The organism is Nonomuraea sp. NPDC004186, assembly GCF_053603495.1.
This window is the reverse complement of sequence record NZ_JBSGFQ010000015.1, coordinates 39,732-61,973: the sequence shown is the minus strand read 5'-3', so window position 1 is coordinate 61,973 and position 22,242 is coordinate 39,732. Positions and strand designations below refer to the sequence as shown.

Annotated in this window: 20 protein-coding genes; 16 read left to right on the top strand and 4 right to left on the bottom strand. The window is 69.8% G+C overall.

Annotated elements, in window-relative coordinates:
- Positions 1-14: 14 nt before the first annotated feature.
- Genes ACWEPL_RS15025 through ACWEPL_RS15010 form a run of 4 tightly spaced genes read right to left on the bottom strand, consistent with a single transcriptional unit; the run spans position 15 to position 4,282 of the window.
- Positions 15-1,226 carry a coproporphyrinogen-III oxidase family protein gene (locus ACWEPL_RS15025; RefSeq protein WP_452436455.1) on the bottom strand — a complete coding sequence of 404 codons (1,212 nt, stop codon included), beginning with the start codon at positions 1,224-1,226 and terminating at the stop codon, positions 15-17.
- Entirely contained in the window at positions 1,223-2,386 is a 1,164-nt protein-coding gene (locus tag ACWEPL_RS15020; protein WP_452436454.1) for a cytochrome P450, read from the bottom strand. Before ACWEPL_RS15020 ends, ACWEPL_RS15025 begins: the two co-directional genes overlap by 4 nt.
- Positions 2,383-3,603, bottom strand: a complete 1,221-nt coding sequence (locus tag ACWEPL_RS15015; RefSeq protein ID WP_452436453.1) for a cytochrome P450 — start codon at positions 3,601-3,603, stop codon at positions 2,383-2,385. The genes ACWEPL_RS15020 and ACWEPL_RS15015 overlap by 4 nt, the downstream gene beginning before the upstream one ends.
- A gap of 10 nt (positions 3,604-3,613) precedes the next feature.
- On the bottom strand, positions 3,614-4,282 hold the full coding sequence (locus tag ACWEPL_RS15010; RefSeq protein ID WP_452436452.1) for a TetR/AcrR family transcriptional regulator: 669 nt from the start codon (positions 4,280-4,282) through the stop codon (positions 3,614-3,616).
- A gap of 409 nt (positions 4,283-4,691) precedes the next feature.
- On the opposite strand from ACWEPL_RS15010, the gene ACWEPL_RS15005 reads away from it, so the two are divergent.
- From ACWEPL_RS15005 to rplW, 16 genes are all read left to right on the top strand, one after another.
- Positions 4,692-4,841: a thiomuracin/GE37468 family thiazolyl RiPP peptide gene (locus ACWEPL_RS15005; protein WP_185070599.1), complete on the top strand. Its 150-nt coding sequence runs from the start codon at positions 4,692-4,694 to the stop codon at positions 4,839-4,841.
- A 78-nt stretch (positions 4,842-4,919) separates the two neighbouring features.
- Complete coding sequence (locus tag ACWEPL_RS15000; protein WP_452436451.1) at positions 4,920-7,472, top strand: lantibiotic dehydratase; 2,553 nt, start codon at positions 4,920-4,922, stop codon at positions 7,470-7,472.
- On the top strand, positions 7,469-8,284 hold the full coding sequence (locus ACWEPL_RS14995; RefSeq protein WP_452436450.1) for a lantibiotic dehydratase C-terminal domain-containing protein: 816 nt from the start codon (positions 7,469-7,471) through the stop codon (positions 8,282-8,284). The genes ACWEPL_RS15000 and ACWEPL_RS14995 overlap by 4 nt, the downstream gene beginning before the upstream one ends.
- Positions 8,281-9,240 (top strand): lantibiotic dehydratase C-terminal domain-containing protein, encoded by a 960-nt coding sequence (locus ACWEPL_RS14990; RefSeq protein ID WP_363962191.1) that lies wholly within the window; start codon positions 8,281-8,283, stop codon positions 9,238-9,240. The genes ACWEPL_RS14995 and ACWEPL_RS14990 overlap by 4 nt, the downstream gene beginning before the upstream one ends.
- The gene (locus ACWEPL_RS14985; RefSeq protein WP_452436449.1) at positions 9,237-10,523 is read left to right on the top strand and encodes a SagB family peptide dehydrogenase; all 1,287 of its coding nucleotides are present in this window, start codon (positions 9,237-9,239) and stop codon (positions 10,521-10,523) included. Before ACWEPL_RS14990 ends, ACWEPL_RS14985 begins: the two co-directional genes overlap by 4 nt.
- Complete coding sequence (locus tag ACWEPL_RS14980; protein ID WP_452436448.1) at positions 10,520-12,334, top strand: YcaO-like family protein; 1,815 nt, start codon at positions 10,520-10,522, stop codon at positions 12,332-12,334. Before ACWEPL_RS14985 ends, ACWEPL_RS14980 begins: the two co-directional genes overlap by 4 nt.
- Positions 12,327-14,171 carry a TOMM precursor leader peptide-binding protein gene (locus ACWEPL_RS14975; RefSeq protein WP_452436447.1) on the top strand — a complete coding sequence of 615 codons (1,845 nt, stop codon included), beginning with the start codon at positions 12,327-12,329 and terminating at the stop codon, positions 14,169-14,171. Before ACWEPL_RS14980 ends, ACWEPL_RS14975 begins: the two co-directional genes overlap by 8 nt.
- Positions 14,168-15,400: an amidohydrolase gene (locus tag ACWEPL_RS14970; protein WP_452436446.1), complete on the top strand. Its 1,233-nt coding sequence runs from the start codon at positions 14,168-14,170 to the stop codon at positions 15,398-15,400. Before ACWEPL_RS14975 ends, ACWEPL_RS14970 begins: the two co-directional genes overlap by 4 nt.
- Positions 15,401-15,709: 309 nt before the next feature.
- Positions 15,710-16,084 carry a 30S ribosomal protein S12 gene (gene rpsL, locus ACWEPL_RS14965; RefSeq protein ID WP_020542315.1) on the top strand — a complete coding sequence of 125 codons (375 nt, stop codon included), beginning with the start codon at positions 15,710-15,712 and terminating at the stop codon, positions 16,082-16,084.
- Positions 16,085-16,086: 2 nt separating this feature from the next.
- Positions 16,087-16,557, top strand: a complete 471-nt coding sequence (gene rpsG, locus ACWEPL_RS14960; protein ID WP_043623423.1) for a 30S ribosomal protein S7 — start codon at positions 16,087-16,089, stop codon at positions 16,555-16,557.
- A 90-nt stretch (positions 16,558-16,647) separates the two neighbouring features.
- Positions 16,648-18,696 carry an elongation factor G gene (gene fusA / locus ACWEPL_RS14955; protein WP_435054291.1) on the top strand — a complete coding sequence of 683 codons (2,049 nt, stop codon included), beginning with the start codon at positions 16,648-16,650 and terminating at the stop codon, positions 18,694-18,696.
- A gap of 111 nt (positions 18,697-18,807) precedes the next feature.
- On the top strand, positions 18,808-20,001 hold the full coding sequence (gene tuf, locus ACWEPL_RS14950) for an elongation factor Tu (protein ID WP_350730980.1): 1,194 nt from the start codon (positions 18,808-18,810) through the stop codon (positions 19,999-20,001).
- Between the two features lie 257 nt (positions 20,002-20,258).
- Positions 20,259-20,567, top strand: a complete 309-nt coding sequence (gene rpsJ, locus ACWEPL_RS14945) for a 30S ribosomal protein S10 (protein ID WP_012887830.1) — start codon at positions 20,259-20,261, stop codon at positions 20,565-20,567.
- Positions 20,568-20,581: 14 nt separating this feature from the next.
- Positions 20,582-21,235: a 50S ribosomal protein L3 gene (gene rplC / locus ACWEPL_RS14940; RefSeq protein WP_363962196.1), complete on the top strand. Its 654-nt coding sequence runs from the start codon at positions 20,582-20,584 to the stop codon at positions 21,233-21,235.
- A complete protein-coding gene (gene rplD / locus ACWEPL_RS14935) occupies positions 21,232-21,882 on the top strand; it encodes a 50S ribosomal protein L4 (RefSeq protein WP_363962197.1) in 651 nt (216 codons plus the stop codon). The genes rplC and rplD overlap by 4 nt, the downstream gene beginning before the upstream one ends.
- A complete protein-coding gene (gene rplW, locus ACWEPL_RS14930; protein WP_350730984.1) occupies positions 21,882-22,184 on the top strand; it encodes a 50S ribosomal protein L23 in 303 nt (100 codons plus the stop codon). The genes rplD and rplW overlap by 1 nt, the downstream gene beginning before the upstream one ends.
- Positions 22,185-22,242: the final 58 nt, after the last annotated feature.

Here is a 22,242-nt window from a genome sequence, read left to right as displayed (position 1 = left end):
GCGGTCGTGGGGGGTTATGTGGGTGAGGGGGTCAGGGGGATCACCTCGTTGGTGGTGGTGCCCGGGGTGGTGATCCAGTTGAGGGCGATGAAGATCTGGGCGATGTCGTCGCGGTGGAGGCGGATGCCGTTGCGGTCCACGATGACCCGGCCGTGCTCGTTCATGCGTTCCAGGTACGCCATCACCTCGGGGTCGGAGCAGGCCGTGCGGAGGGGGACGCCGGTGCGTTCCCGGTAGAGGCGGGCGTCCAGGCCCTCGGCCGTCGTGAGCGCCTGGGACAGGAAGTGGAGGGTGAGCTGTGGGGAGTGGGCCGGGGCGTTGACGTCGAAGGCCAGCGGGTTGGCGTTGTAGTGGGCCAGCTTGCCCTTCTCGTAGCTCAGGTAGCGGCGGCCGATCAGGGAGTTGGCGCCCGAGCCGAAGCCGATCCAGTCCATCCGGAGCTGGTAGTACGCCTCGTCCGACTGGCAGCGTGGGTGGCCGAAGTAGGACATGGCGTATTCGGGGAAGCCGGCCCCTTCCAGCAGCTCCCTGGCGATGCCGTACGCCTGTAGCTGGAGGTTGAGGTCCAGCTGGGCGCCCCGGTGGACCTGCTTGCGCAGCACCGTACCGGGGCTGGCCCGGTAGGGGTAGATCGAGAAGTGGTTGATGGGCAGGGTCAGGGCCGTACGGACCGAGTCGGCGACCTCCTGGCCGGTCTGCCCGGGGAAGCCGACGATCAGGTCGATGTTGATGTTGGTGAAGCCGGCCTCGTGGGCGTCCTGGACGGCGGTGAGGGCCTGATCGGCGGCGTGGGCGCGGCCGAGGCGGCGCAGGCGCGCGTCGTCGAAGGACTGGACGCCGATGCTGATCCGGTTGAAGCCGAGCCCGCGCAGCAGGCGTAGTTTGTCCCGATCGAGGGATTCCGGGCTGCCCTCGATCGTGGCCTCCCTGACCGTGCTCAGGTCGAACTCGGCGGACAGCGTGCCATGCAGGGACTCGATTTCTTGGGGGCCGAGGATGCTGGCCGTGCCGCCGCCCCAGTAGACGATGTCGGGGTGGTAGTGCTCGCGAAGGGCGGGGGCCTGGACGCGGATCTGGGTCTTGATGGCCTCCAGGTAGGCGACGCGGCCGGGGCTCTGCGCGCCGAGCCGCAGGTCGCGTACGGGGACCTGGACCACCCAGTCGCAGAAGTGGCACTTGGAGTTGCAGAAGGGGACGTTCGCGTAGATCAGCAGGGGCTTGGTCATGAGGAACCTCTCACGTGCATCTCCCTGACGCCGAAGATCTGGCTCTCGTAGAAGGAGCGCTTTTCGGGACGGAGCTCGGTGAAGCGGCTCAGCAGGCGCTCCAGCGCGATGCGGCCCTCCAGGCGCCCGAGCTGGGCGCCCAGGCAGAAGTGCACGCCGTGGCCGAACGCGAGCTGGCCGGTGAGCCGCCGATCCAGGTCGAAGCGTTCGGGGTCGGCGAAGTGGCGTTCGTCGTGGTTGGCGGACAGGAGCCAGGCCATGACGAACCTGTCGGCCGGGATGGTCTCGCCGGCCACCCGTACGTCCTGCGTGGTCACCCTGCCCGCCTGCATGAACGGCGAGCGCAGGCGCATGCTCTCCTCCAGCGCCTGGGGGATGAGCGACATGTCGGCTCTTGTCCGGTGGGCGGCCTCGGGGGTGTCCGCCAGGCAGAGCACGGTGTTGCCGATCAGCACGGTCGTGGTGACGTGCCCGGCCAGGAGGAGCAGGCTCGCGGTGTTGACGACCTGTTCCGCGTCGAGCCGCTGGCCGTCGATCTCGGCGTGGACGAGGCGGGTGAGCAGGTCGTCCCTGGGGCGGGTACGGCGGTCCGCGCAGTGCTCGCGCAGGTAGTCGTTCATCTCCGCCATGGCCGCCGCCACCCGCCCGGCCAGCGACGGGTCGGCGAAGTCGGGCACCTGGAGCGACATGAGCCGGTCCGACCAGGTGCGGAACAGGTCGCGGTCGGACGGCGGGACGCCGAGCAGCTCGGCGACCACGGTGACGGGCAGGGGATAGGCCAGGCTCTCGACCAGGTCGAAGTCGGGGCCGGGCAGCGAGTCGAGGAGCTCGTCGGTGATCGCGGCGATACGTGGTTCGAGGGCCGCGATGGAGCCCGGGGTGAAGGCCGCGGTGATCAGCCGGCGCTGGTGGCGGTGTTCGGGCGGGTCGATCATCGTGATGCCGCCCTGGCCGAACGGCTGCCGTCCCATCAGCCTGGTCCGGTCGGAGGAGAACCGCTCGTGGTCCGCCAGAACGGCGCGTACGTCGTCGTAGCGGAAGACGTGGTACATCCCATAGGAATCCCGCCAGACCGGATGCCTGTCGCGCATCTGGCGCAGCCAGGCGAACAGGGACGTGCCGCCGTCGGTGACCGAAGGCGGCCCCTCGGGGGCGGTCATCGGGGCGCCCGCTTGACGCGTACCGGCAGGCTCTTGACGCCGAACATGGGGTCCTCGTAGTACGACAGCTCCGCGTCCGGGTCGATCTCGACCTGCTCGAACCGGTCGAACACCAGCTCCAGCGCCACCTTCCCCTCCACCCTCGCCAGCGGCGCGCCCAGGCAGAAGTGGATGCCGTGGCCGAAGGCGTACTGGCGGTTGGGCTGGCGGCCGGGGTCGAGCCGGTACGGGTCGGGGAACTGGCGCTCGTCGTAGTTCGCGGACAGCAGCCAGTTGATGACCATGGAACCGGCCGGGATCGGCGTGCCGTCGATCTCGACGTCGGCCGTGGGGAGCCTGGCGGCCTGGGTGAGCGGCGGGCGCAGCCGGAGCACCTCCTCGAAGGCCGGTGCGATCAGCTCCCGGTCGGCCCGCACGGCGCTCTCCACGCCGGGCTCGTCACGGAAGCACAGGAACGCGTTCCCCAGCGCCATGGTGCTGGTGATCTGCCCGGCGAGCAGCAGCAGGCAGGAGGAGTTGACGATCTCGGCGTCGGTGAGCCGGTCGCCGTCCACCTCGGCCGCGACCAGCCGGCTGACCAGGTCGTCCTGCGGACGGGTACGGCGCTCGCGTACGTGGGTGAGGACGTATTCCCCCATTTCGCGCATGGCCTGGCCGACCATCCGCCCGATCTCGATGTCCCGCGGGTCCTCGACGTGCAGCGCGACCAGCCGATCGGCCCAGGTGCGGAACAGCTCGCGGTCGTGGATCGGGATGCCGAGCAGCTCGGCGATCACCATCACGGGCAGCGGGTGCGCGATCTTCTCGACCAGGTCGAACTCGTCCTCGTCGATCTCGTCCAGCAGCGCCGTGGTGAGCTCGGCGATCCGCGGCACCATGTCCGAGGACATTTTCGGGGTGAACGCCTGGCTGATGAGTTTGCGGAGCTTTCGGTGCTCCGGCGGGTCGGTGAGCATCAGGCTGCCCGCGCTGAACGGATCGCCGCCGGGCCGGAGCCGGTTGATGTCAGAGGAGAACGTCGCATAGTCCGACATCACCCGCTGTACGGCCGCATGCCGGAAAACGTGGAAGATGCCGAATGCGTCGCGCCAGACCGGTTGTTCGTCCCGCATCGTGCCGAGCCACTTGAGGAGGGTCTGGCCGCCGTCCTCGATACGCGGCCGGGAGTCGACCGGCATCGTCATCGTCGGGTCCGGCGGGACGTGTGTCTCGTTCACAATTGACTCCTCAGACGGAGGCGGCCAGGGGTTGGGGGATGAGTTTCGCCCGATATTTCGCCGCGGCGCCGTCGAAGATCTCGACGGTACGGCGGGCGGGATCGGTCAGCTCTGCGGCCGGGACCTGGTCGGCAGGTTCGAAAGAGCTCCTGATGAGACCGGCCAGACTGTCGGCGTGGGCGGCAAGATCGGGTCGCGCGCCGGCGATCTCGGCGTGCAGATGAAGTTTGATGAAACCGGAAAGCAGGGCGTCCAGCGCGAAACTGTGGGACGGATCCCACATTCCGCTCTCGTGGAGCATCCGGAGATAATCGCGAAATGGCGTGAACGTCGTGAACCGATAACACTGGAAGCCGAGCTGTGGATCGTCGCAGGCTCTTCCGATCGTTTCTTTGTCATAGGTGTAGAGTGCTCGGAAGAGTGGATACTTGAACACGAGCGTGAACAGCTCGCGAGAGAACTCCGAGAGCTGCGCGACGGCAGGACGAAGCATCGCTATTCGCGAAATGTCCTGGCAGACTCCGACGATTTCCTGAATGACGAGCGTTCTTATGAGATCGTCTTTCGTGTCCCAGCTGAGATAGATGGTGCCCTTGCCGATGTCCGCCCGGCGGGCGATCTCGTCCATCGTGGTCCGCTTGTAGCCGGATCGCAGGAGCAGGCTCCTGGTGACGTCCATCGTCCGGCGTACGCGATCGTCGCTGGTCCTGGCACCCGTGCTGCGCGTTGAGACAGCGCTCATGGCTCGATGGCCCCTTCCCCGTAAGAGCTGGTGCGCAATAAGCCGGTATTCCCTACCGACTAGGGGGCTTTTTGTTTGAGATGTGCTCTGGGCCCGTCAGAGCTGGCGGTTTCGAAGATATTCGAAATGCCCCGATTTCAACAGTCAGGTTCCCCCTCCCTGGCTGGCTGACCGATTTTCGATTTTAGTCAGACAGTTCGGATTCTTGACCGTGTTCCATATGTACACCTAGCGTCGGCGATGTCGCAAGGGTGTTCCTATACCAGGCGATGACCTCCGTGCGATGCACATCCGTGCGTTTGCCTGGAATGTCGATGGGGCGTTTACCCCCGGAAGGAGAGTCCGCATGGACCTCAGCGATCTGCCCATGGACGTCTTCGAACTCGCCGATGACGGTGTTGCGGTCGAGTCCCTTACTGCTGGTCACGGCATGACCGAAGTGGGAGCTTCGTGTAACTGCTTCTGCTACATCTGCTGCTCCTGCTCGAGCGCCTGACGCGGTACGCGGGCGCCGCAGTTGCGGCGCCCGCGCCTGTTGCCTTTTGGCGCCAATAAAGCGAATGGGGCTCATGTAATGACGGTTATTGAGCGGGAAAACGACGGCCCGCCGGTCGCTGTCCGCACATGCGGGGTCGCGGCCGCGGAGCTGGAATCCCTGCGATGGGACGAGTCCTATGCGCTGGTGACCCGGCTGCTCGCCGAGACCGCCCGGGTGGAGGCGGACGGGCGGCGGCTGGCCGTGGCGCTCGGTGACGTCATCGGAGAGCTCGGTGCGTCCGGGGCCCGGCCCGCGCTCGTGGGGCTGCGGCGGGCGCTGCACACCGGGCGTCTTCCCGCCGGGCGGGAGTGGGGGTCCGAGGCCGGGGCGGCGCTGCCGTACGGGCTGAGGGGTGAGGTGGAGGAGTGGGTACGGCGTGCGCGCGAGTGCGCCGGGCTGCGCGCCCGCCTGCCCGAGGTCGTCGCCCGGGAGTCCCTGGAGAAGGAGGAACGGCTGCGCGCCGCCGCGGCCGAGCCCGCCTTCCGCAGGGGACTGGCGCTGGCCGGTGGCGAGCTGGCGGCCGACCTGGAGAGATGGCTCGCGGACCCTGCCCGGCGCCCCAAGCCGCAGAAGCTGCTCAGGCTGGCCAAATACCTGGTCAGGGCCGCCGTGAAGACCAGCCCGTACAGCACCTTCACCAGCACCGGGCGGGCGGTGTGGGACGGTGCCGAGCGGCACCTGGAGGGTGTGGTGCCGGTGCTGGAGGTCGACGGTGTCCGGACGCTCTCGGACGATTGGGTCAGGGTGAATCCGTCGGTCGCCGTCGTGGGCGGGATGGCGGAGTTCATCGGGCCGCCTCCCGGGGAGGCGCTGGTGTCCATCGGGGTGACGGAGGCGGTGGCCGCGTGCCTGCGTGTCGCGGAGGGCGGGGAGTGGGTGCGGCGGGGCCGGTTCGCCGAGGCTCTGGGGGCTGAGCCTGCCGCAGTCACGAAATTTCTGGACAAGCTGCTCACGGTCGGGCTCCTGGAGGCCCGCCCGGACGACAGCCCGCTCCCGGACCTGCTGGACGGCATCCGGCGCACGGAACGCGCCACCGACCCGTCCACCGTCCGCCACGAACTCGCGCGATTGATCGCCGCCGCCCACGCCTGTCGCGCCGCCGCTGATACGACCGAGAGCGCTGCCCCTGCCGAGGGTGCCGCCTGGGGCGGTGCTGGTGGCGGTGGCACCGCTGGGGGAGCCGGCGGCGCTGATGCCAAGCGCGCCACTCGAGGCGGTGGCCGGGCCGCTGTCGTGGGCCGTGATCGTGGCGACAGTGGTGTGGGGCGGCCGGTTGTGCATGAGGTCGCGGTGTGCGTTGAGCCCGTGGCGAGGCTTGATCCGGCGCGATGGCGTGGCGGCCTTGCCGATCTCGACGTCGTACGCCGCTGGCTGGCCGTTTTCGACGCCAAGCACCCCATGCGCCTGGCGGTCGCCGACTACCTCACCACCCGGTACGGCCCCGACCCGGCCGTCCCCTTCCTCACGCTCCACCGCCACATCCAGCGCGAGCTGGCCGGCACCGGCGAGGCAGGCCGGGAGTTGCGCGCGTTCCTCGGCTCATCGGCCGCCTGGACCCGGCCACTGGCCACCTCCGCCCTCCCCAGGATCCGGGAGCTGGAGCACCTCAGGGCCGAGGCGAGAAGCCTGGCGCTGGACGCGGAGGACCCCGACGGCACCTGCCGCGTCACCCCCGGACGGCTGGCCGCGCAGCTGGAGTCGTGGCCGTCCTGGATCGCGATCCCCGCCTCCTCGGCCTGCTACGTACAGTCGGTGGCCGACACCCTGGTGCTCAACGTCGTCCACGGCGGGCACGGCCGAGCCCTGCGCAGGCTCGACCACCTCGTCGAACGCGCCGGCGGCCACCCCGAGCCGCCCCGGCTCCAGGACCCGGAGGGTGCGGTCTACGCCGAGTTCTCCGGCGACCTGGGCTCCACGCTCAACGCGCGCCCGCCGAGCACCCGATATGAGATCGACTACCCCCACTCGCCCGGCACGCGCCCGCCCGACCTGCGGCTGCCGCTCACGGACCTGCACGTGACGCTCTGCCCGGACAGCGGCCTGCCCGAGCTGCGTTCCAAGCGGCTCGGCCGCCGGGTCGTGCCGTTGCATCTCGGGATGGCCGCCGAGTTCCGGCTGCCGCCGGCCGCGCGGTTCATCGAACGGGTCTTCGGCCCCGGCTACCTGCTCCATCCCAGCTCGCCACCGCTGGTGCGGATGGGCCGGGTCCCGTCGGAGGTGACCCGATATCCGCGCGTCGAGGCCGGGCGAGTGGTGGTGCAGCGGCGTCGCTGGCTGGCGCCGGGGGCCACGCTGCCGGTGCGCGCGAAGGGCGAGGGCGACGCGGCGTACCTCACGCGGCTGATCGCCTGGGCGGACGGGTACGGCGTACCGCACCGATCGTTCGTCCGCGCCTGGCCGGAGCAGACGGGCGACAAAGGGCAGGACAAGGCGCGCAAACCGCTCTTCCTGGACCTGGCGAACCTGTTCCTGGTCAGGAACTTCGAGCGGCAGATACGCGGCTGCGCGTTCGCGCTCTTCGAGGAGGCGCTGCCCGACCCGGGGCCGGAGCGGGTGACCGAATACCTGATCGAGGTGGGAGGCCGATGAGCTGGGTCAGTGTGCACGTCTTCTCGCAGGGGCCGCTCGACGACATGATCAGCGGCCTGGCCGGGCCGCTCCTCGGCGACGACGGCTTCTTCCTGCGCTACTGGGAGGGCGGCCCGCATCTGCGGATCAGGGTCAGGTCGCATCCGGCGGAGCACGTCGTCGAGCGGGCCGAGGCGTATCTGCGCGATCATCCGTCGGAGGCGGTGATCGACCCGGAGGGGTACGCCAGGCTCGCCGCGACCCTCGCCGCCCGCGAAGGCGTCCCGGGCTACGCACGGCGTCTCTATCCGAACGACTCCGCCCACCTCATCCCGTACCGGCCGGAACACGACCGCTACGGCACGGGCCGCTCGCTCGACGCCGTGGAGCGGCACTTCCACGACTCCAGCGTGATCGCACTCCAGCTGATCGAGGCAGGGCTCGGACACGAGAGACGGAGCGTGGCATGGCTGACCATGCTGCTGGTCGCCTGGCAGGTCGCGGGGGAGGGCAGGATGTTCGGTCCACCCGCTGATGCCGGGTCGCATGTGGCCCGCGAGCGGATGGTGGCGCTGGTCGAGCATGCCAGGACGGTGACGCAGGGGCCTCCGCCGAGTGAGCCCCGTGGCGTGGTGGCCACCTGGTACGCCTCGATCGCGGGGCTGGCGGAGGAGCTGGCGGCGGCGGGGTTCGACGCGGCGCGGACGGGGGCGACCGTCGACCTGGCCGCGCATCTGCTGGCCAACAGGCTGGGGATCCGGGTGCAGGAGGAGGCCCGGCTGCGTTACCTGGCGTCCCGGGCCTCGCGGGAGTCGGAGGTGGGGGTCGGATGACCTGGACGCGGCTGCGGGTGGACTATCACGACGGCCCGATGGACGACCTCATCCTGGACGCGATCCGGCCGGCCTGGCATGAAATACGGGGATATTTCCTGCGCCACTGGGTGCGCGGCCCGCATCTGCGGATCTTCGTGGACGGCGACGCCACGGAGATCGCCCGGGCGGTCGAGCGCCATCTGGCCGCCGACCCGTCCGCCGGCACCACCGACCCGCAGGCGCTGCTCCCCCTGCACGAGCGCCTGGCCGAGCTGGAAGGCGAACAAGGGCCGCTGCTGCCATGGGCGCCCGACAACACCGTCGCCGCCGAACCCCCAGGACTCGACACCGAGCTCGACCGGTTCCTCGCGGACTTCTACGCCGACACCACCGAGGCCGCGTTCGACGCCCTCGACCGGGTCAGAGCCGGCACACCGCTGCCGGGCATCGCCTTCGACCTGGTGGTCGCCACGGCGCACGACCTGTCGGAGGGCGGCCTGCCCGCCGCCAGGACCTCGCTGCGCTCGCACGCCGAGGCGTACCTGTCGCGCCTGCCGGAAGGCGTCCGCGCCCAATGGCAGGCCCACTACGAACGCAACAGGGAGCCGCTCACCGCCAGGATCAAGGCCCTGACCGGCGCCGCAGAGCCCGGCGCGTGGCTGCGTACGATCCGGAACACCCACGACCGGGGCCGAATCCTCATTGACGAGGGACGCCTGAGCCTCCGCTACGCCACCGGCGGCCCCGCCACCCAGCCCCCGCTCGCCCAGGTCTCCCCCTTCCACCGGCACCTGGAGACCGACGAACGCTGGCTCGCCCTGAAGGACACCCCCGCCTTCGCCGCCTACCGCCTGGCCCTGAACTGCGCGTACCTCCACCTCACCAGGATCGGCCTCACGCCCGACCAGCGCTTCCTGATCTGCCACCTCGCCGCGAGCGCCGCCGACGACGTCTACCGGGCCGCGGCCTCATGACCGGGGAACGGTACGAGCTGCGCGCCGGAGTGCACCTGGCCCGGCTGGACGCGGGGGCCCGCCTGTTCGCCTGGCCGCACGCCGAGACCCTCGGCGAACTCGCGGGGGATGAGCTTCACCTGCTCCGCGACCTGGCCGCCGGACCCCGCACGGCCGGGGGACCGCTCGTCGAACGGTTGCGCGCCGGAGGCTGGCTCAAGATCACAATCACCCGGGACGGCGCGCCGCTCTACACACTCGACCCGTTGCGCCCGCCGCCGCCACGGCCGGCGGTGCCGGAGCGGCCGGTTCTGTCCAGGTTCGCCATGCTGCGGCGCGAGGGGGAGGCGCTGGTCGTCAGCTCCCCGCTCGCCTGGTGCGACCTGTACGTCCACGACCCCGCCCTGGTCGGCGACGTGGTCCGGCCCGGCGGCGAGGTCCTGGCCGACCTGGCGTGGGCCGGGCTGGCGGTGCCCGAGGGGGCCGAGGAGCGGGAGCTGCGGTTCCGGCAGTGGGCGCCGCACGAGCTGGAGTTCCATGATCGGAGCCGGGTGGGTCACCGCGGCTACCTGGGCGACGGGTTCGGCGGGACGTTCTGGGCCCGCGGCCGGTTCGACCCGCTGCCCGCACGGCCCCGGCCCTACCCCGGCCGGGCGATCGAGCTGCCCACGCCCGACCTGGACGAGCTGCGGCTCAAGGACCCCTCGCTCACGGATGTGCTGGAGGGCCGCAGGTCCGTACGCGAGCACGACGACGCGCGCCCGATCACCCTCGACCTGCTCGGCGAGCTGCTGTACCGCACGGCCAGGGTGCGGGAGTGCTGGACGGCCGACGGCGTCGAGTACACCCGCAAGCCGTACCCCTCCGGAGGGTCCGTCCACGAGCTGGAGATCTACCCCGTCGTCAGGAACGTGGCCGGGCTCGAACCCGGCATGTACCACTACGACGGGCACGACCACGTGCTCAGACCGGTACGCGAGGCCGGCCATCCTGCCGTACGCCGGCTGCTGACCGTCGCCGGGCACGGCGCCGCCACCGGCCGCCGACCCCAGGTCCTGCTCGCGGTCTCCAGTCGCGCCGGCCGGCTGCTGTGGAAGTACGAAGGCATGGGGTACGCGCTGACGCTCAAACACGTGGGCGTGCTCTACCAGACGCTCTACTGCGTGGCCACGGCGATGGGCCTGGCGGCCTGCGGGCTCGGCAGCGGCGACTCGGCCGCGTTCGCCGAGGCGACCGGGCGGGACCCGCTGGAGGAGTGCGCGGTCGGCGAATTCATGATCGGAACCGCGGAGGCACCACGTTGAACGACTTCAAACCCAGACTTCCCGCCGACGTACGCTTCGCGCCCACCTCCGGCGGTGTCGCCTTCCTCACCCGCGAAGGCGTCGTGCGGATGAACGGGGCCTCCGTCCACCTATGGGTGGAGCGGCTGGCCGTGCACCTCGACGGGAGCAGGACCGTGGCCGAGCTGACCGCGGAGCTGCCCGACGAGCGGCGGGCGTTCGTGACGAGCCTGCTGACCACGCTGCGTGAGCGCGGGCTGGTGGAGGACGCGGGGGAGCGCGGGGTGCTGCCCGTGGCGGCCGGCGCCACGTGTTCGCTGCTGGCCGACGCGGACCGGTTCGGCGAGCTGGCGCCCGCCCTGGCCGACGCCATGCGCAGGCTGGGGCTGGAGGTGCTGGGGGAGCCGTCGGGCGGGGCGCTCGTGCACGTCGCGGCGGCCGACGCGGACGGGCTGGCCGCCGCCGGGCGCCTCGACCGGCTGAGCGCCGAGCGCGGACTGCCCGTCGCGCACGTGCTGCTGCGCGAGGGCGAGGCGTGGTGGAGCGAGAGCGGCGTCGTCGGGCGCGACGTCCCGCCGTGGGCGGCCGGGTGGCGGCGGCTGGCGGCCATGGAGGCCGTCCCGCGTACCGCCGGGCACGTCTCCGTGTCGCCCGTCGCCGCTGCCGTGGTCGCCGGGCAGGTGGTGGCGGACCTGGGGCGCTGCCTGTCCGGAACGCCTCGCGTGTCCGGCGGTCCGCGTCTGCACGTGGTGGACCTGGACGGGTTCGGCACGCGTACGCACTCCTTCCTGCCGCACCTGTCGGCGCTGCCGCCCGGCACGGGGGCGAGCGCGGGGCCGCTCGGCGAGGAGGAGTTCTCGCGGCGGGCGGCCAGGTTGATGGACTCGCGGACGGGAGTGTTCGCCGAGATCGAGGAGGGGGAGTACGGGCAGCTCCCGCTGCACGTTTCGGTGACCACGGTGGCCGATCCGATGGGGATCCTCGGAGGGTCGCGGGCGCGGGTGATCGGCGTGGGGGCGGACTTCGCCGCCGCGCGATACCGGGCGGCGCTGAAGGCGATCACCGTGCACGGGCTGCTCGCCCTCGACCCCCGCCGCCTGGTCACGGCCGAGGGGACACCACTGACCGGCGAAGGGGAACGGCCGCCGGATGACGGCCGCCTGGGCGACCCGCTGGTGGACGACGTCGCCGCGGGACGGGTCGAGGCATTCGTGCGCGGCCGTGGCCTCGTCGAGGGCGGTGAGGTGCTGCTGCCCGCCCGCGCGGTGTTCCTGGACCCGCACGCCACCGGGGCCGCCGCGGGTTACTCGGCCGATGAGGCGCTGGTCACGGGGTTGCTGGACCACTGCGCGGCGCTGGCCGGGTTCGGCGGGCCGCTGCCGGCCGTGGACGTGGGCGGCGCGCGGGCGGCCGACGACGAGACCGCGCGTTCGGCGGCGCTGCTGGACGCGATCGGGCTGCCGTACCAGGTGCTGGACGCCACCGGCCCCTCGGGCGTGCCCGTGTACGCGGGGACGCTCGCCGGGCGGTTGGTGGCGCGGGCGGCGGGCGTCACGCCCTTGGCCGCGCTGCGGACCACGCTCGAAGGGATCCTGGCCGCGTACCAGGGCATTCCCGGCTCTGCGCCCCTGCCCGAGCTGTGCCCGGTCGTCGCGCAGGAGCCGCCGGTCGCCGTCGACACGGAGGCGGCCGGGCTCGGCGCCGGTGAGCTCGCCGCCGCCCTGGCCGGCGCCGGGCTGCGGGTCAGCGCCGTTCCGCTGGATCACGACCGGGAGGTACACGCGCTCATGCCGCACGTCGTCCGCGTCGTCACGGAGCCGCTCCATGGCTGAGGTCATGGGGACGGGCCTGCTGGCCGAGGAGATCACGATCGCGTTGAAGGACCGCGACGGGCGGGAGGAGGTGACGATCAGCGCCTGCGACGGCTGGGCGCGCGGCCCCCGGCGCGACGGGGGCGCGTGGCTGCCCGTGTGGGTCGAGTACGGGGTCGCCGTCATCGGGCCGCTGCAACGGCCCGGCGAACCCGGCTGCCTGACCTGCTTCGAGACCCGCCGAAACCGGGTCAGGACCGACAGTGCCGATCGGGCCGCCGTCCTGGCCGTCCACGGCCCCGAACTCGCCGAGCGGGCCTCCCCGTACCTCGGGCGCCTGGCCGCCCGCACGATCGCGGCCCTGGCCGCGCACGCCGCCGAGGGTCCCGGGTGCGCCGTCTGGCACGTCGACCTGCGCACGCTCACCGCCGAACGCCACACGTTCCTGCCGGAACCCCACTGCCCCGACTGCGGCGGCCTGCCGGACGACGACCGCGCGTCCGCCGTGTTCGAGCCCGGCGCCGCCCCGCGGCCTCCCGGCTACCGGGTCAGGGACGTGCCGGCCGAGCACGGCGCGCTGCTCGACACGTACGTGGACGGCGAATGCGGGCTGATCAGACCCCTCATCCGGGACACGCTCGGCGGCCTGGTGATCGCCGGGGCGATGCTGCCGCTGCGGTTCGAGGGCGGTTCGGAGCCCGGCGTGGGCCGCACCCGCGGCTACCGGGCCAGCGAGGTCACCGCCGTGCTCGAAGCGCTCGAACGGTGGGGCGGCGTCGAGCCCGGCGGCAAGCGCACCCGCGTGCGGGCCTCCTACGCGGAGGTGGCCGCGGACGCGCTCGACCCGCGAACCCTGGGCGAGCACGACCCCTCGTCCTACGGGAGGGAGGGGTTCGCGTTCCGGCCGTTCACCGAGGACGCCGTCTGCGACTGGGTATGGGGGTACTCCTTCGGCCGGCGGGCGCCGATCCTCGTGCCGGAGAGCCTGGCTTATTACTACGTGCGGGGGCGGGAGCGGCCGTTCCTGTTCGAGATCTCGAACGGGTGCGCGCTCGGCGGCAGCATGGCCGAGGCCCTGCTCTACGGGCTGCTGGAGACGGTCGAGCGGGACGCCTTCCTCATGACCTGGTACGGCCGGCTCCCGGTGCCGCGGATCGACCCCGGCACGGCACGGGACCGCACCATCCCGCTCCAGGCCGCCGCGATCACCGCGGAGACCGGCTACCGGGTCGAGCTGTACGACACGACGATGGAGCACGGCGTCCCCAGCGTGTGGGCGATGGGCGTGCGGCAGGACGGCGACCCGGGCAGGCCGCGCATGGTGTGCGCCGCCGGGGCCCATCTGGTGCCGGAGAAGGCCGTGCTCGGCGCGTTGAGCGAGCTCGGGCCGCTGCTGGCCGACCTGATCCGCCGATATCCGGACGAGGTTCACCGAGCCCAGGAGATGGTGATAAATCCTGATCTGGTGGCCACGATGCACGACCACTCCACCCTGTACGGCGCCGACGCCGCCTTCGACCGGCTCACGTTCCTGACCGAGGGCACGGCCGTGCGACGCCTGCCCGACATGGAGGCGTTCACCGTGCCCGGCGATCTCGACGTCACGCGGGTGGTGGACCGCTTCCTCGCCGAGGGCATGGACGTCGTCGTCATCGACCAGACCACGCCGGAGCACCGGGCCTGCGGCTTCTCCTGCGTCAAGGTGCTGGTCCCCGGCACGCTCCCGATGACCTTCGGCCACCGCAACCGCAGGGTGCGCGGTCTGACGCGTCCGCTGGAGGTTCCGTACCGGCTCGGCCACCGCACCGCGCCCCTGACCCCGGTCGACCTGAACCCCGACCCACACCCCTTCCCATGACCGCCGAACCGTCCCCCGCGCCGTCGGGGTCGTCTCCCGTGACCGCCGAGCTGCGTGACCTGGCGATCTTCCGGGCCGACCTGCACGCCCACCCCGAGCTGTCCTGGCAGGAGGACAGGACGGCCGCCCGCCTGGCGGGGCGGCTGGTCGCGGCCGGGTACGAGGTGACGACCGGGGTCGGCGGCCATGGGGTGGTCGGGAGGCTGTGCCGCGGCGACGGGATCACGGTCATGCTCAGGGCCGAGCTGGACGCGCTCCCCGTCAAGGAGGAGACCGGCCTGTCGTACGCGAGCACCGCCACCGCGACGACCCCCGACGGCAGGACGGTCCCGGTCTCCCACGCCTGCGGTCACGACCTCCACCTCGCCTGCCTGGCCGGCGCCGCCCGCCGGCTGGCCGCCGCGGACGACTGGCGGGGCACGGTGCTCGTGATCGGCCAGCCCGCGGAGGAGACGCTGGAGGGCGCCGCGGCGATGCTGGCCGACGGCCTGTACGAGCGGTTCGGCGTCCCGGACGTGGCGCTGGCCCAGCACGTCTCGCCGTTCCCCGCGGGCCTGATCGCCTACCCGGAGCCGCCCACCGCGGCCGGCGCCGAACTCCGCGTCGTCGTCACGGGAGACGGCGGGCACGCCGGAGAAGTGGGCCAAGCCGTCGGGCGCAATCCGGTCGCGGCCGTCGCCGAGCTCGTCCACCGGCTCGATCAGACGGCGTTCGACCAGGCGATCGTCACCGTGGGGACGCTGCACGCGGGCGAGCGCGCGAACGTCGTCCCCACCCTCGCCGAGGCGGGGATCACGGTCAGGGCCGCGACGGAGGACGCGGTGACCCGGGCCGTCGCCCGCGTCGCGCGGCTGGCGGAGGAGACGGCGGGAGCCGGCGTCATCGTGGTCTCCAGGGTGCCGCCCGGTGTGAACGACCGCGCCGCCACCGCCCTGGTACGCCGGGCCCACGAGGCCGCGCTCGGCACGGTCGTCACCGCCCCAGGCGGCTCGGCCTGCGAGGACTTCCCCCTCTACGGCGTCCCTTCCGTCTACTGGTACGTAGGCGCGGCCCCACCCTCCGGCCTGGTCGGACGCCCGCATACCGGGACTTTCCGCCCCGATCCCCTGCCCACGTTGAGGGCAGGGGTCACCGCCATGCAAACGGCTGCCCTGGCAGTCCTTGCGAACCCGTCACAGTTCGCCCCTCCATCCCGATATCATGGACCCGGAGCAGTAGCCGAGCACTGATGAAAACGGTCTCGGCGTCCTGGAGTGGCAAGGCTTGTCCGCTTTGCCGCGCCGCTTTGACGTGTCGCAGAGGCCTGGGTAGTCTTGAGCTTCGTGCCCGTCTCTAGCGGGCTCTCGACCGTGCGCTCATTACGAGCGCGGGACGGCTTCCTGGCTCGTAAACCTCGCGGGACGTCTGCGTGAATAGCGCGACACGCCCGAGCGCGGGGGCACCGAGACAAGAAAAATCAGCAGGTCATGACACCGGCAGTACCTGCGAAATGCATCACAACTGACGAAACACCGGCCAAGGCACGAAACGGAGTGGCAGTGCCCACTATTCAGCAGTTGGTCCGCAAGGGCCGGCAGGACAAGGTCTCGAAGACCAAGACTCCTGCCCTCAAGGGGAGTCCGCAGCGGCGCGGCGTGTGCCAGCGCGTGTACACCACGACCCCGAAGAAGCCCAACTCGGCACTGCGCAAGGTGGCCCGCGTTCGACTCACGAACGGCATCGAGGTCACGGCCTACATCCCGGGTGTGGGCCACAACCTGCAGGAGCACTCCATCGTGCTCGTGCGTGGCGGTCGTGTGAAGGACCTGCCCGGTGTTCGCTACAAGATCATCCGTGGCTCGCTGGACACCCAGGGTGTCCGCAACCGCAAGCAGGCCCGCAGCCGCTACGGCGCCAAGAAGGAGAAGAGCTAACTATGCCTCGCAAGGGTTCTCCTGGCCGTCGTCAGCTCATGTCTGACCCGGTTTACAGCTCGCCCCTGGTGACCGCCCTGATCAACAAGGTGCTTCTCGACGGCAAGCGCTCCATCGCGCAGTCCATCGTGTACGGCGCCCTCGAGGGCTGCAGGGAGAAGACCGGCAACGACCCGGTCGTCACCCTGAAGCGCGCGCTCGACAACGTCAAGCCGACCCTCGAGGTCCGCAGCCGCCGCGTCGGTGGTGCCACGTACCAGGTGCCGGTCGAGGTGCGCGCCGCGCGCAGCACCACCCTGGCCCTGCGCTGGCTGGTGCAGTACTCCCGCGCCCGCCGCGAGAAGACCATGACCGAGCGCCTCATGAACGAGCTCCTCGACGCCAGCAACGGCCTTGGGGCGAGTGTCAAGAAGCGCGAGGACACCCACAAGATGGCCGAGTCCAACAAGGCCTTCGCCCACTACCGCTGGTAACCCCGGCGGGTTCGACGAGACGACGAGGACGCGAGAGAAGTGGCCACCACGACCGCTCTTGACCTGGCCAAGGTCCGAAACATCGGGATCATGGCCCATATCGACGCGGGCAAGACCACCACGACCGAGCGCATCCTGTTCTACACCGGTATCAACTACAAGATCGGTGAGGTCCACGAGGGCGCTGCCACGATGGACTGGATGGAGCAGGAGCAGGAGCGCGGCATCACGATCACGTCTGCCGCGACCACCTGTGAGTGGATCGGTCACACCATCAACATCATCGACACCCCGGGTCACGTCGACTTCACCATCGAGGTGGAGCGTTCGCTCCGCGTCCTCGACGGTGCCGTCGCCGTGTTCGACGGCGTCGCGGGTGTCGAGCCGCAGTCGGAGACGGTGTGGCGCCAGGCTGACCGCTACGACGTCCCCCGGATCTGCTTCGTCAACAAGATGGACCGTGTCGGCGCGGAGTTCCACCGCTGCGTCGACATGATGATCAGCCGTCTGGGCGCGACCCCGGCTGTCATCCAGCTTCCCTGGGGCGTTGAGGCCGACTTCAAGGGCGTCATCGACCTCATCAAGATGAAGGGTTACCTCTGGAGCGCCGAGGCGGCCAAGGGCGAGATGTACGACACCGTCGACATCCCGGCCGACCACGCCGAGGCCGCTCGCGAGTGGCGTGACCGCCTCATCGAGACGGTCGCCGAGAACGACGACGAGCTGATGGAGCTCTTCCTCGAGGGCGTCGAGCCCACCGAGGAGCAGCTGGTCGCGGCCATCCGCCGCGCCACGCTGGCCAGCGCCATCAACCCGGTGCTCTGCGGCACCGCGTTCAAGAACAAGGGCGTGCAGCCCCTGCTCGACGCGATCGTCGCCTTCCTCCCGGCCCCGACCGACATCCCGGCCTTCAAGGGCCACGCGGTCGGCCACGAGGACAAGGTCATCGAGCGTCACGCCGACCCGACCGAGCCGTTCTCCGCTCTGGCCTTCAAGATCGCGAGCGACCCGCACCTGGGCAAGCTCACCTACATCCGCATCTACTCGGGCACGCTCGAGACCGGTTCACAGGTCGTCAACTCTGTGAAGGGTAAGAAGGAGCGGATCGGCAAGATCTACCAGATGCACGCCAACAAGCGCGAGGAGCGCCCGACGGCGATTGCCGGCCAGATCGTCGCGGTCATGGGTCTGAAGGACACCACGACCGGCGACACCCTGTCCGACCCGACCAACCAGGTCGTGCTCGAGTCGATGACGTTCCCGGCTCCGGTCATCAACGTCGCCATCGAGCCCAAGACCAAGGGCGACCAGGAGAAGCTGTCGACCGCCATCCAGCGGCTGGCCGAGGAGGACCCGTCCTTCCAGGTTCGCCGCGACGAGGAGACCGGTCAGACGGTCATCTGGGGCATGGGCGAGCTTCACCTGGAGATCCTCGTCGACCGCATGCGTCGCGAGTTCAAGGTCGAGGCCAACGTCGGCCGCCCGCAGGTGGCCTACCGCGAGACCATCCGCCGCAAGGTGGAGAAGCTCGACTACACCCACAAGAAGCAGACCGGTGGTTCCGGTCAGTTCGCGCGGGTGATCATCAACCTCGAGCCGCTGGGTGAAGGCAACGACGGCTACGAGTTCGAGAACAAGGTCACGGGTGGTCGTGTCCCGAGGGAGTACATCCCGTCGGTCGACGCGGGCGCCCAGGAGGCCGCCGAGTTCGGCGTGCTGGCCGGCTACCCGATGGTGGGCGTGAAGGTGACGCTCGTCGACGGTGCCGCGCACGACGTCGACTCCTCGGAAATGGCGTTCAAGATCGCCGGCTCGATGGCCTTCAAGGAGGCCGCGCGCAAGGCGGACGCAGTGCTTCTCGAGCCGATGATGGCCGTCGAGGTCACCACGCCCGAGGACTACATGGGTGATGTCATCGGTGACCTCAACGGTCGCCGCGGACAGATCCAGTCTATGGACGAGCGGGCCGGCGCCCGTGTCGTCACGGCGCTCGTGCCGCTGTCTGAGATGTTCGGCTACGTGGGTGACCTGCGTAGCAAGACGCAGGGGCGCGCGAGCTACAGCATGCAGTTCGACTCCTACTCGGAGGTGCCCCCGGGCATCGCCAAGGAGATCGTCGCGAAGGCCCGGGGCGAATAAAGTCCTGGTCCCTGGTGGGGTGGTGAGAGCCACCCCGCCGCCAAGGGGTTCGGGAGTTCCCGGGCCCGAGTGTGTAGACGAAAGTCAGTCAGATTCTCAAGGAGAGAACCAGTGGGCAAGGCCAAGTTCGAGCGGACTAAGCCGCACATGAACATCGGCACCATTGGACACATCGACCACGGCAAGACCACGCTGACCGCGGCGATCACCAAGGTGCTTCACGACCGTTTCCCCGAGCTGAACAAGGCGACCCCGTTCGACAAGATCGACAAGGCGCCCGAGGAGAAGGCTCGCGGCATTACGATCTCCATCGCGCACGTCGAGTACCAGACCGAGAAGCGTCACTACGCTCACGTTGACTGCCCCGGTCACGCCGACTACGTGAAGAACATGATCACCGGTGCTGCCCAGATGGACGGCGCCATCCTCGTGGTCGCCGCCACCGACGGCCCGATGCCGCAGACGAAGGAGCACGTCCTCCTGGCCCGCCAGGTCGGCGTCCCCTACATCGTCGTGGCCCTCAACAAGGCCGACATGGTCGACGACGAGGAGATCCTCGAGCTCGTCGAGCTGGAGGTCCGTGAGCTCCTGTCCGCTCAGGAGTTCCCCGGCGACGACCTGCCCGTCGTCCGCGTCTCCGCTCTCAAGGCTCTCGAGGGCGACCAGAAGTGGGCCGACAGCATCATCGAGCTGATGAACGCCGTCGACGAGAACGTGCCCGAGCCCCCGCGTGAGACGGACAAGCCGTTCCTCATGCCGGTCGAGGACGTCTTCTCGATCACCGGTCGTGGCACCGTCGTCACCGGTCGTATCGAGCGCGGCATCGTCAAGGTCAACGAGCAGGTCGACATCATCGGCATCAAGCCGGAGAAGACGACCACCACCGTCACCAGCATCGAGATGTTCAACAAGATGCTCGACGAGGGTCACGCCGGTGACAACGCCGCCCTGCTGCTCCGCGGCATCAAGCGCGACGACGTCGAGCGCGGCCAGTGCATCATCAAGCCGGGCACGACCACCCCGCACACCGAGTTCAACGGCCAGGTCTACATCCTGTCCAAGGACGAGGGCGGCCGCCACACGCCGTTCTTCAACAACTACCGCCCGCAGTTCTACTTCCGTACGACTGACGTGACCGGTGTCGTGAACCTCCCCGAGGGCACGGAGATGGTCATGCCGGGCGACAACACCGAAATGCGCGTTGAGCTGATCCAGCCCATCGCCATGGAGGAAGGCCTCAAGTTCGCGATCCGTGAGGGTGGCCGCACCGTCGGCGCCGGCCGGGTCGTGAAGATCATCAAGTAGCTAGACCGTCGGGGCGGCGGTCGGCCCCGGACTCGGAGCCGACCGCCGAACCACGTTAGGGACCTCATGTGAAGGCCGTGATCCAGCAGTTGCTTCGGCCGAAGAGATATGACCGAAGTCACTGCCGGATCACGGAAGAAAAGGCAGATCCACTGCGTCTGCCTCGTGGGGTCTAGCAGGCTTCGACCTGCACCAATACAGCGGCATAAGGCCGCACGATACTTTTTCAGACGACAGCGAAGGACACCGAGGCCACTATGGCGGGACAGAAGATCCGCATCCGGCTTAAGGCCTATGACCACGAGGTCATCGACAGCTCGGCCAAGAAGATCGTCGAGACGGTGACGCGGACTGGCGCGAAGGTCGCGGGCCCGGTGCCGCTGCCGACCGAGAAGAACGTGTACTGCGTCATCCGCTCGCCGCACAAGTACAAGGACAGCCGCGAGCACTTCGAGATGCGCACGCACAAGCGGCTGATTGACATCATCGACCCGACCCCCAAGACGGTTGACTCGCTCATGCGGCTCGACCTCCCCGCGGGTGTCGACATTTCGATCAAGCTCTGAGGGAACACACTGACATGGCTAAGACGATCAAGGGCGTCCTGGGCAAGAAGCTCGGCATGACCCAGGTCTTCGACGCGGACAACCGGCTGGTGCCGGTGACCGTGGTCGAGGCCGGTCCGTGTGTGGTGACCCGCGTCCGCACTGCAGAGAAGGACGGCTACTCCGCCGTCCAGCTCGGCTTCGGGCAGGTCGACCCCCGGAAGGTCAACAAGCCGCTCGGCGACTACCTGCGTAAGCACGACATCACCCCGCGCCGTTACTTCGCGGAGATCCGCACCGACGACGCGAGCGACTACACCCTGGGCCAGGAGCTGCTGGCCGACACCTTCGAGGCCGGCCAGTTCGTCGACGTGACGGGCAAGAGCAAGGGCAAGGGCTTCGCCGGTGTCATGAAGCGGCACGGCTTCGGTGGTCTGGGCGCGTCGCACGGTACGCAGCGCAAGCACCGTTCGCCGGGTTCCATCGGTGGCTGCGCCACCCCGGGCCGCGTTTTCAAGGGTCTGCGCATGGCTGGTCGGATGGGTAACGTCCGCACCACCGTGCAGAGCCTCAAGGTTCACTCCGTGGACGCCGAGAAGGGCCTCATCCTGATCAAGGGTGCGATCCCCGGCGCCAACGGAAGCCTGGTCCTCGTTCGCACCTCTGCCAAGAAGGGGGCTGCCAAGTGAGCACCACTATTGACGTCCTCGACGCCAGCGGCGCGAAGGCCGGCACCGTCGACCTGCCCGAGAACATCTTCGGCGCCAAGGTCAACGTGCCGCTGATCCACCAGGTGGTCGTGGCCCAGCTCGCCGCTCGCCGGCAGGGCACCCACAAGGCCAAGACCCGCGGTGAGGTCTCCGGCGGCGGCAAGAAGCCGTACCGCCAGAAGGGCACCGGCCGCGCCCGTCAGGGCTCGACCCGTGCGCCGCAGTTCACCGGCGGTGGCACCGTCCACGGCCCCGTGCCGCGCGACTACTCGCAGCGCACGCCCAAGAAGATGAAGGCCGCCGCCCTGCGTGGCGCCCTCTCCGACCGGGCCGGCGGCGGTCGCGTCCACGTGGTCAGCTCGCTGGTCTCCGGCGAGACGCCCAAGACCAAGGCCGCCCTCGAGGCGCTGCGCAAGGTCACCCAGGCTCCGCGCGTCCTCGTCGTGGTCGACGAGGCCGACGAGCTGACGTGGCTGAGCCTGCGTAACGCTCCCGAGGTCCACCTGCTGGACGCGGGGCAGCTCAACACGTACGACGTGCTCGTGGCGGACGACGTGGTCTTCACGCAGGAGGCGTATGACCAGGTCGTCGCTCGCCTGAGCGACAGCGGGAAGGAAGAGGCCTGATGGAGAAGATCGCCGACCCGCGCGACATCATCATCAAGCCGGTCGTCTCTGAGAAGAGCTACGGCCTGATCGATGAGAACAACAAGTACACGTTTCTGGTGAAGAACACCGCGAACAAGACCCAGGTCAAGATCGCTGTTGAGCAGATCTTCGGGGTCAAGGTCACCAGCGTGAACACGATCAACCGGCAGGGCAAGCGCAAGCGCACCCGTACCGGTTTCGGCAAGCGTCCCGACACCAAGCGCGCGATCGTGAGCCTGGTCGAGGGCGATCGGATCGACATCTTCGGTCAGATCGGCTAGCAGCGCCATAGAAGTGAGTGCGGGCCGCACGGCCTGTGCGGGGTCGAGACCGTCGCGC

Coding starts and splice junctions, on each gene's coding strand:
- ACWEPL_RS15000 (WP_452436451.1), top strand. CDS start 4,920: ATGACGGTTATTGAGCGGGAAAACGACGGCCCGCCGGTCGCTGTCCGC.
- rplW (WP_350730984.1), top strand. CDS start 21,882: ATGGAGAAGATCGCCGACCCGCGCGACATCATCATCAAGCCGGTCGTC.
- ACWEPL_RS15005 (WP_185070599.1), top strand. CDS start 4,692: ATGGACCTCAGCGATCTGCCCATGGACGTCTTCGAACTCGCCGATGAC.
- fusA (WP_435054291.1), top strand. CDS start 16,648: ATGGCCCATATCGACGCGGGCAAGACCACCACGACCGAGCGCATCCTG.
- ACWEPL_RS15025 (WP_452436455.1), bottom strand. CDS start 1,226: ATGACCAAGCCCCTGCTGATCTACGCGAACGTCCCCTTCTGCAACTCC.
- ACWEPL_RS15010 (WP_452436452.1), bottom strand. CDS start 4,282: ATGGACGTCACCAGGAGCCTGCTCCTGCGATCCGGCTACAAGCGGACC.
- ACWEPL_RS14995 (WP_452436450.1), top strand. CDS start 7,469: ATGAGCTGGGTCAGTGTGCACGTCTTCTCGCAGGGGCCGCTCGACGAC.
- rplC (WP_363962196.1), top strand. CDS start 20,582: ATGGCTAAGACGATCAAGGGCGTCCTGGGCAAGAAGCTCGGCATGACC.
- ACWEPL_RS14985 (WP_452436449.1), top strand. CDS start 9,237: ATGACCGGGGAACGGTACGAGCTGCGCGCCGGAGTGCACCTGGCCCGG.
- ACWEPL_RS14970 (WP_452436446.1), top strand. CDS start 14,168: ATGACCGCCGAACCGTCCCCCGCGCCGTCGGGGTCGTCTCCCGTGACC.
- rpsJ (WP_012887830.1), top strand. CDS start 20,259: ATGGCGGGACAGAAGATCCGCATCCGGCTTAAGGCCTATGACCACGAG.
- ACWEPL_RS14990 (WP_363962191.1), top strand. CDS start 8,281: ATGACCTGGACGCGGCTGCGGGTGGACTATCACGACGGCCCGATGGAC.
- ACWEPL_RS15020 (WP_452436454.1), bottom strand. CDS start 2,386: ATGACCGCCCCCGAGGGGCCGCCTTCGGTCACCGACGGCGGCACGTCC.
- ACWEPL_RS14975 (WP_452436447.1), top strand. CDS start 12,327: ATGGCTGAGGTCATGGGGACGGGCCTGCTGGCCGAGGAGATCACGATC.
- rpsG (WP_043623423.1), top strand. CDS start 16,087: ATGCCTCGCAAGGGTTCTCCTGGCCGTCGTCAGCTCATGTCTGACCCG.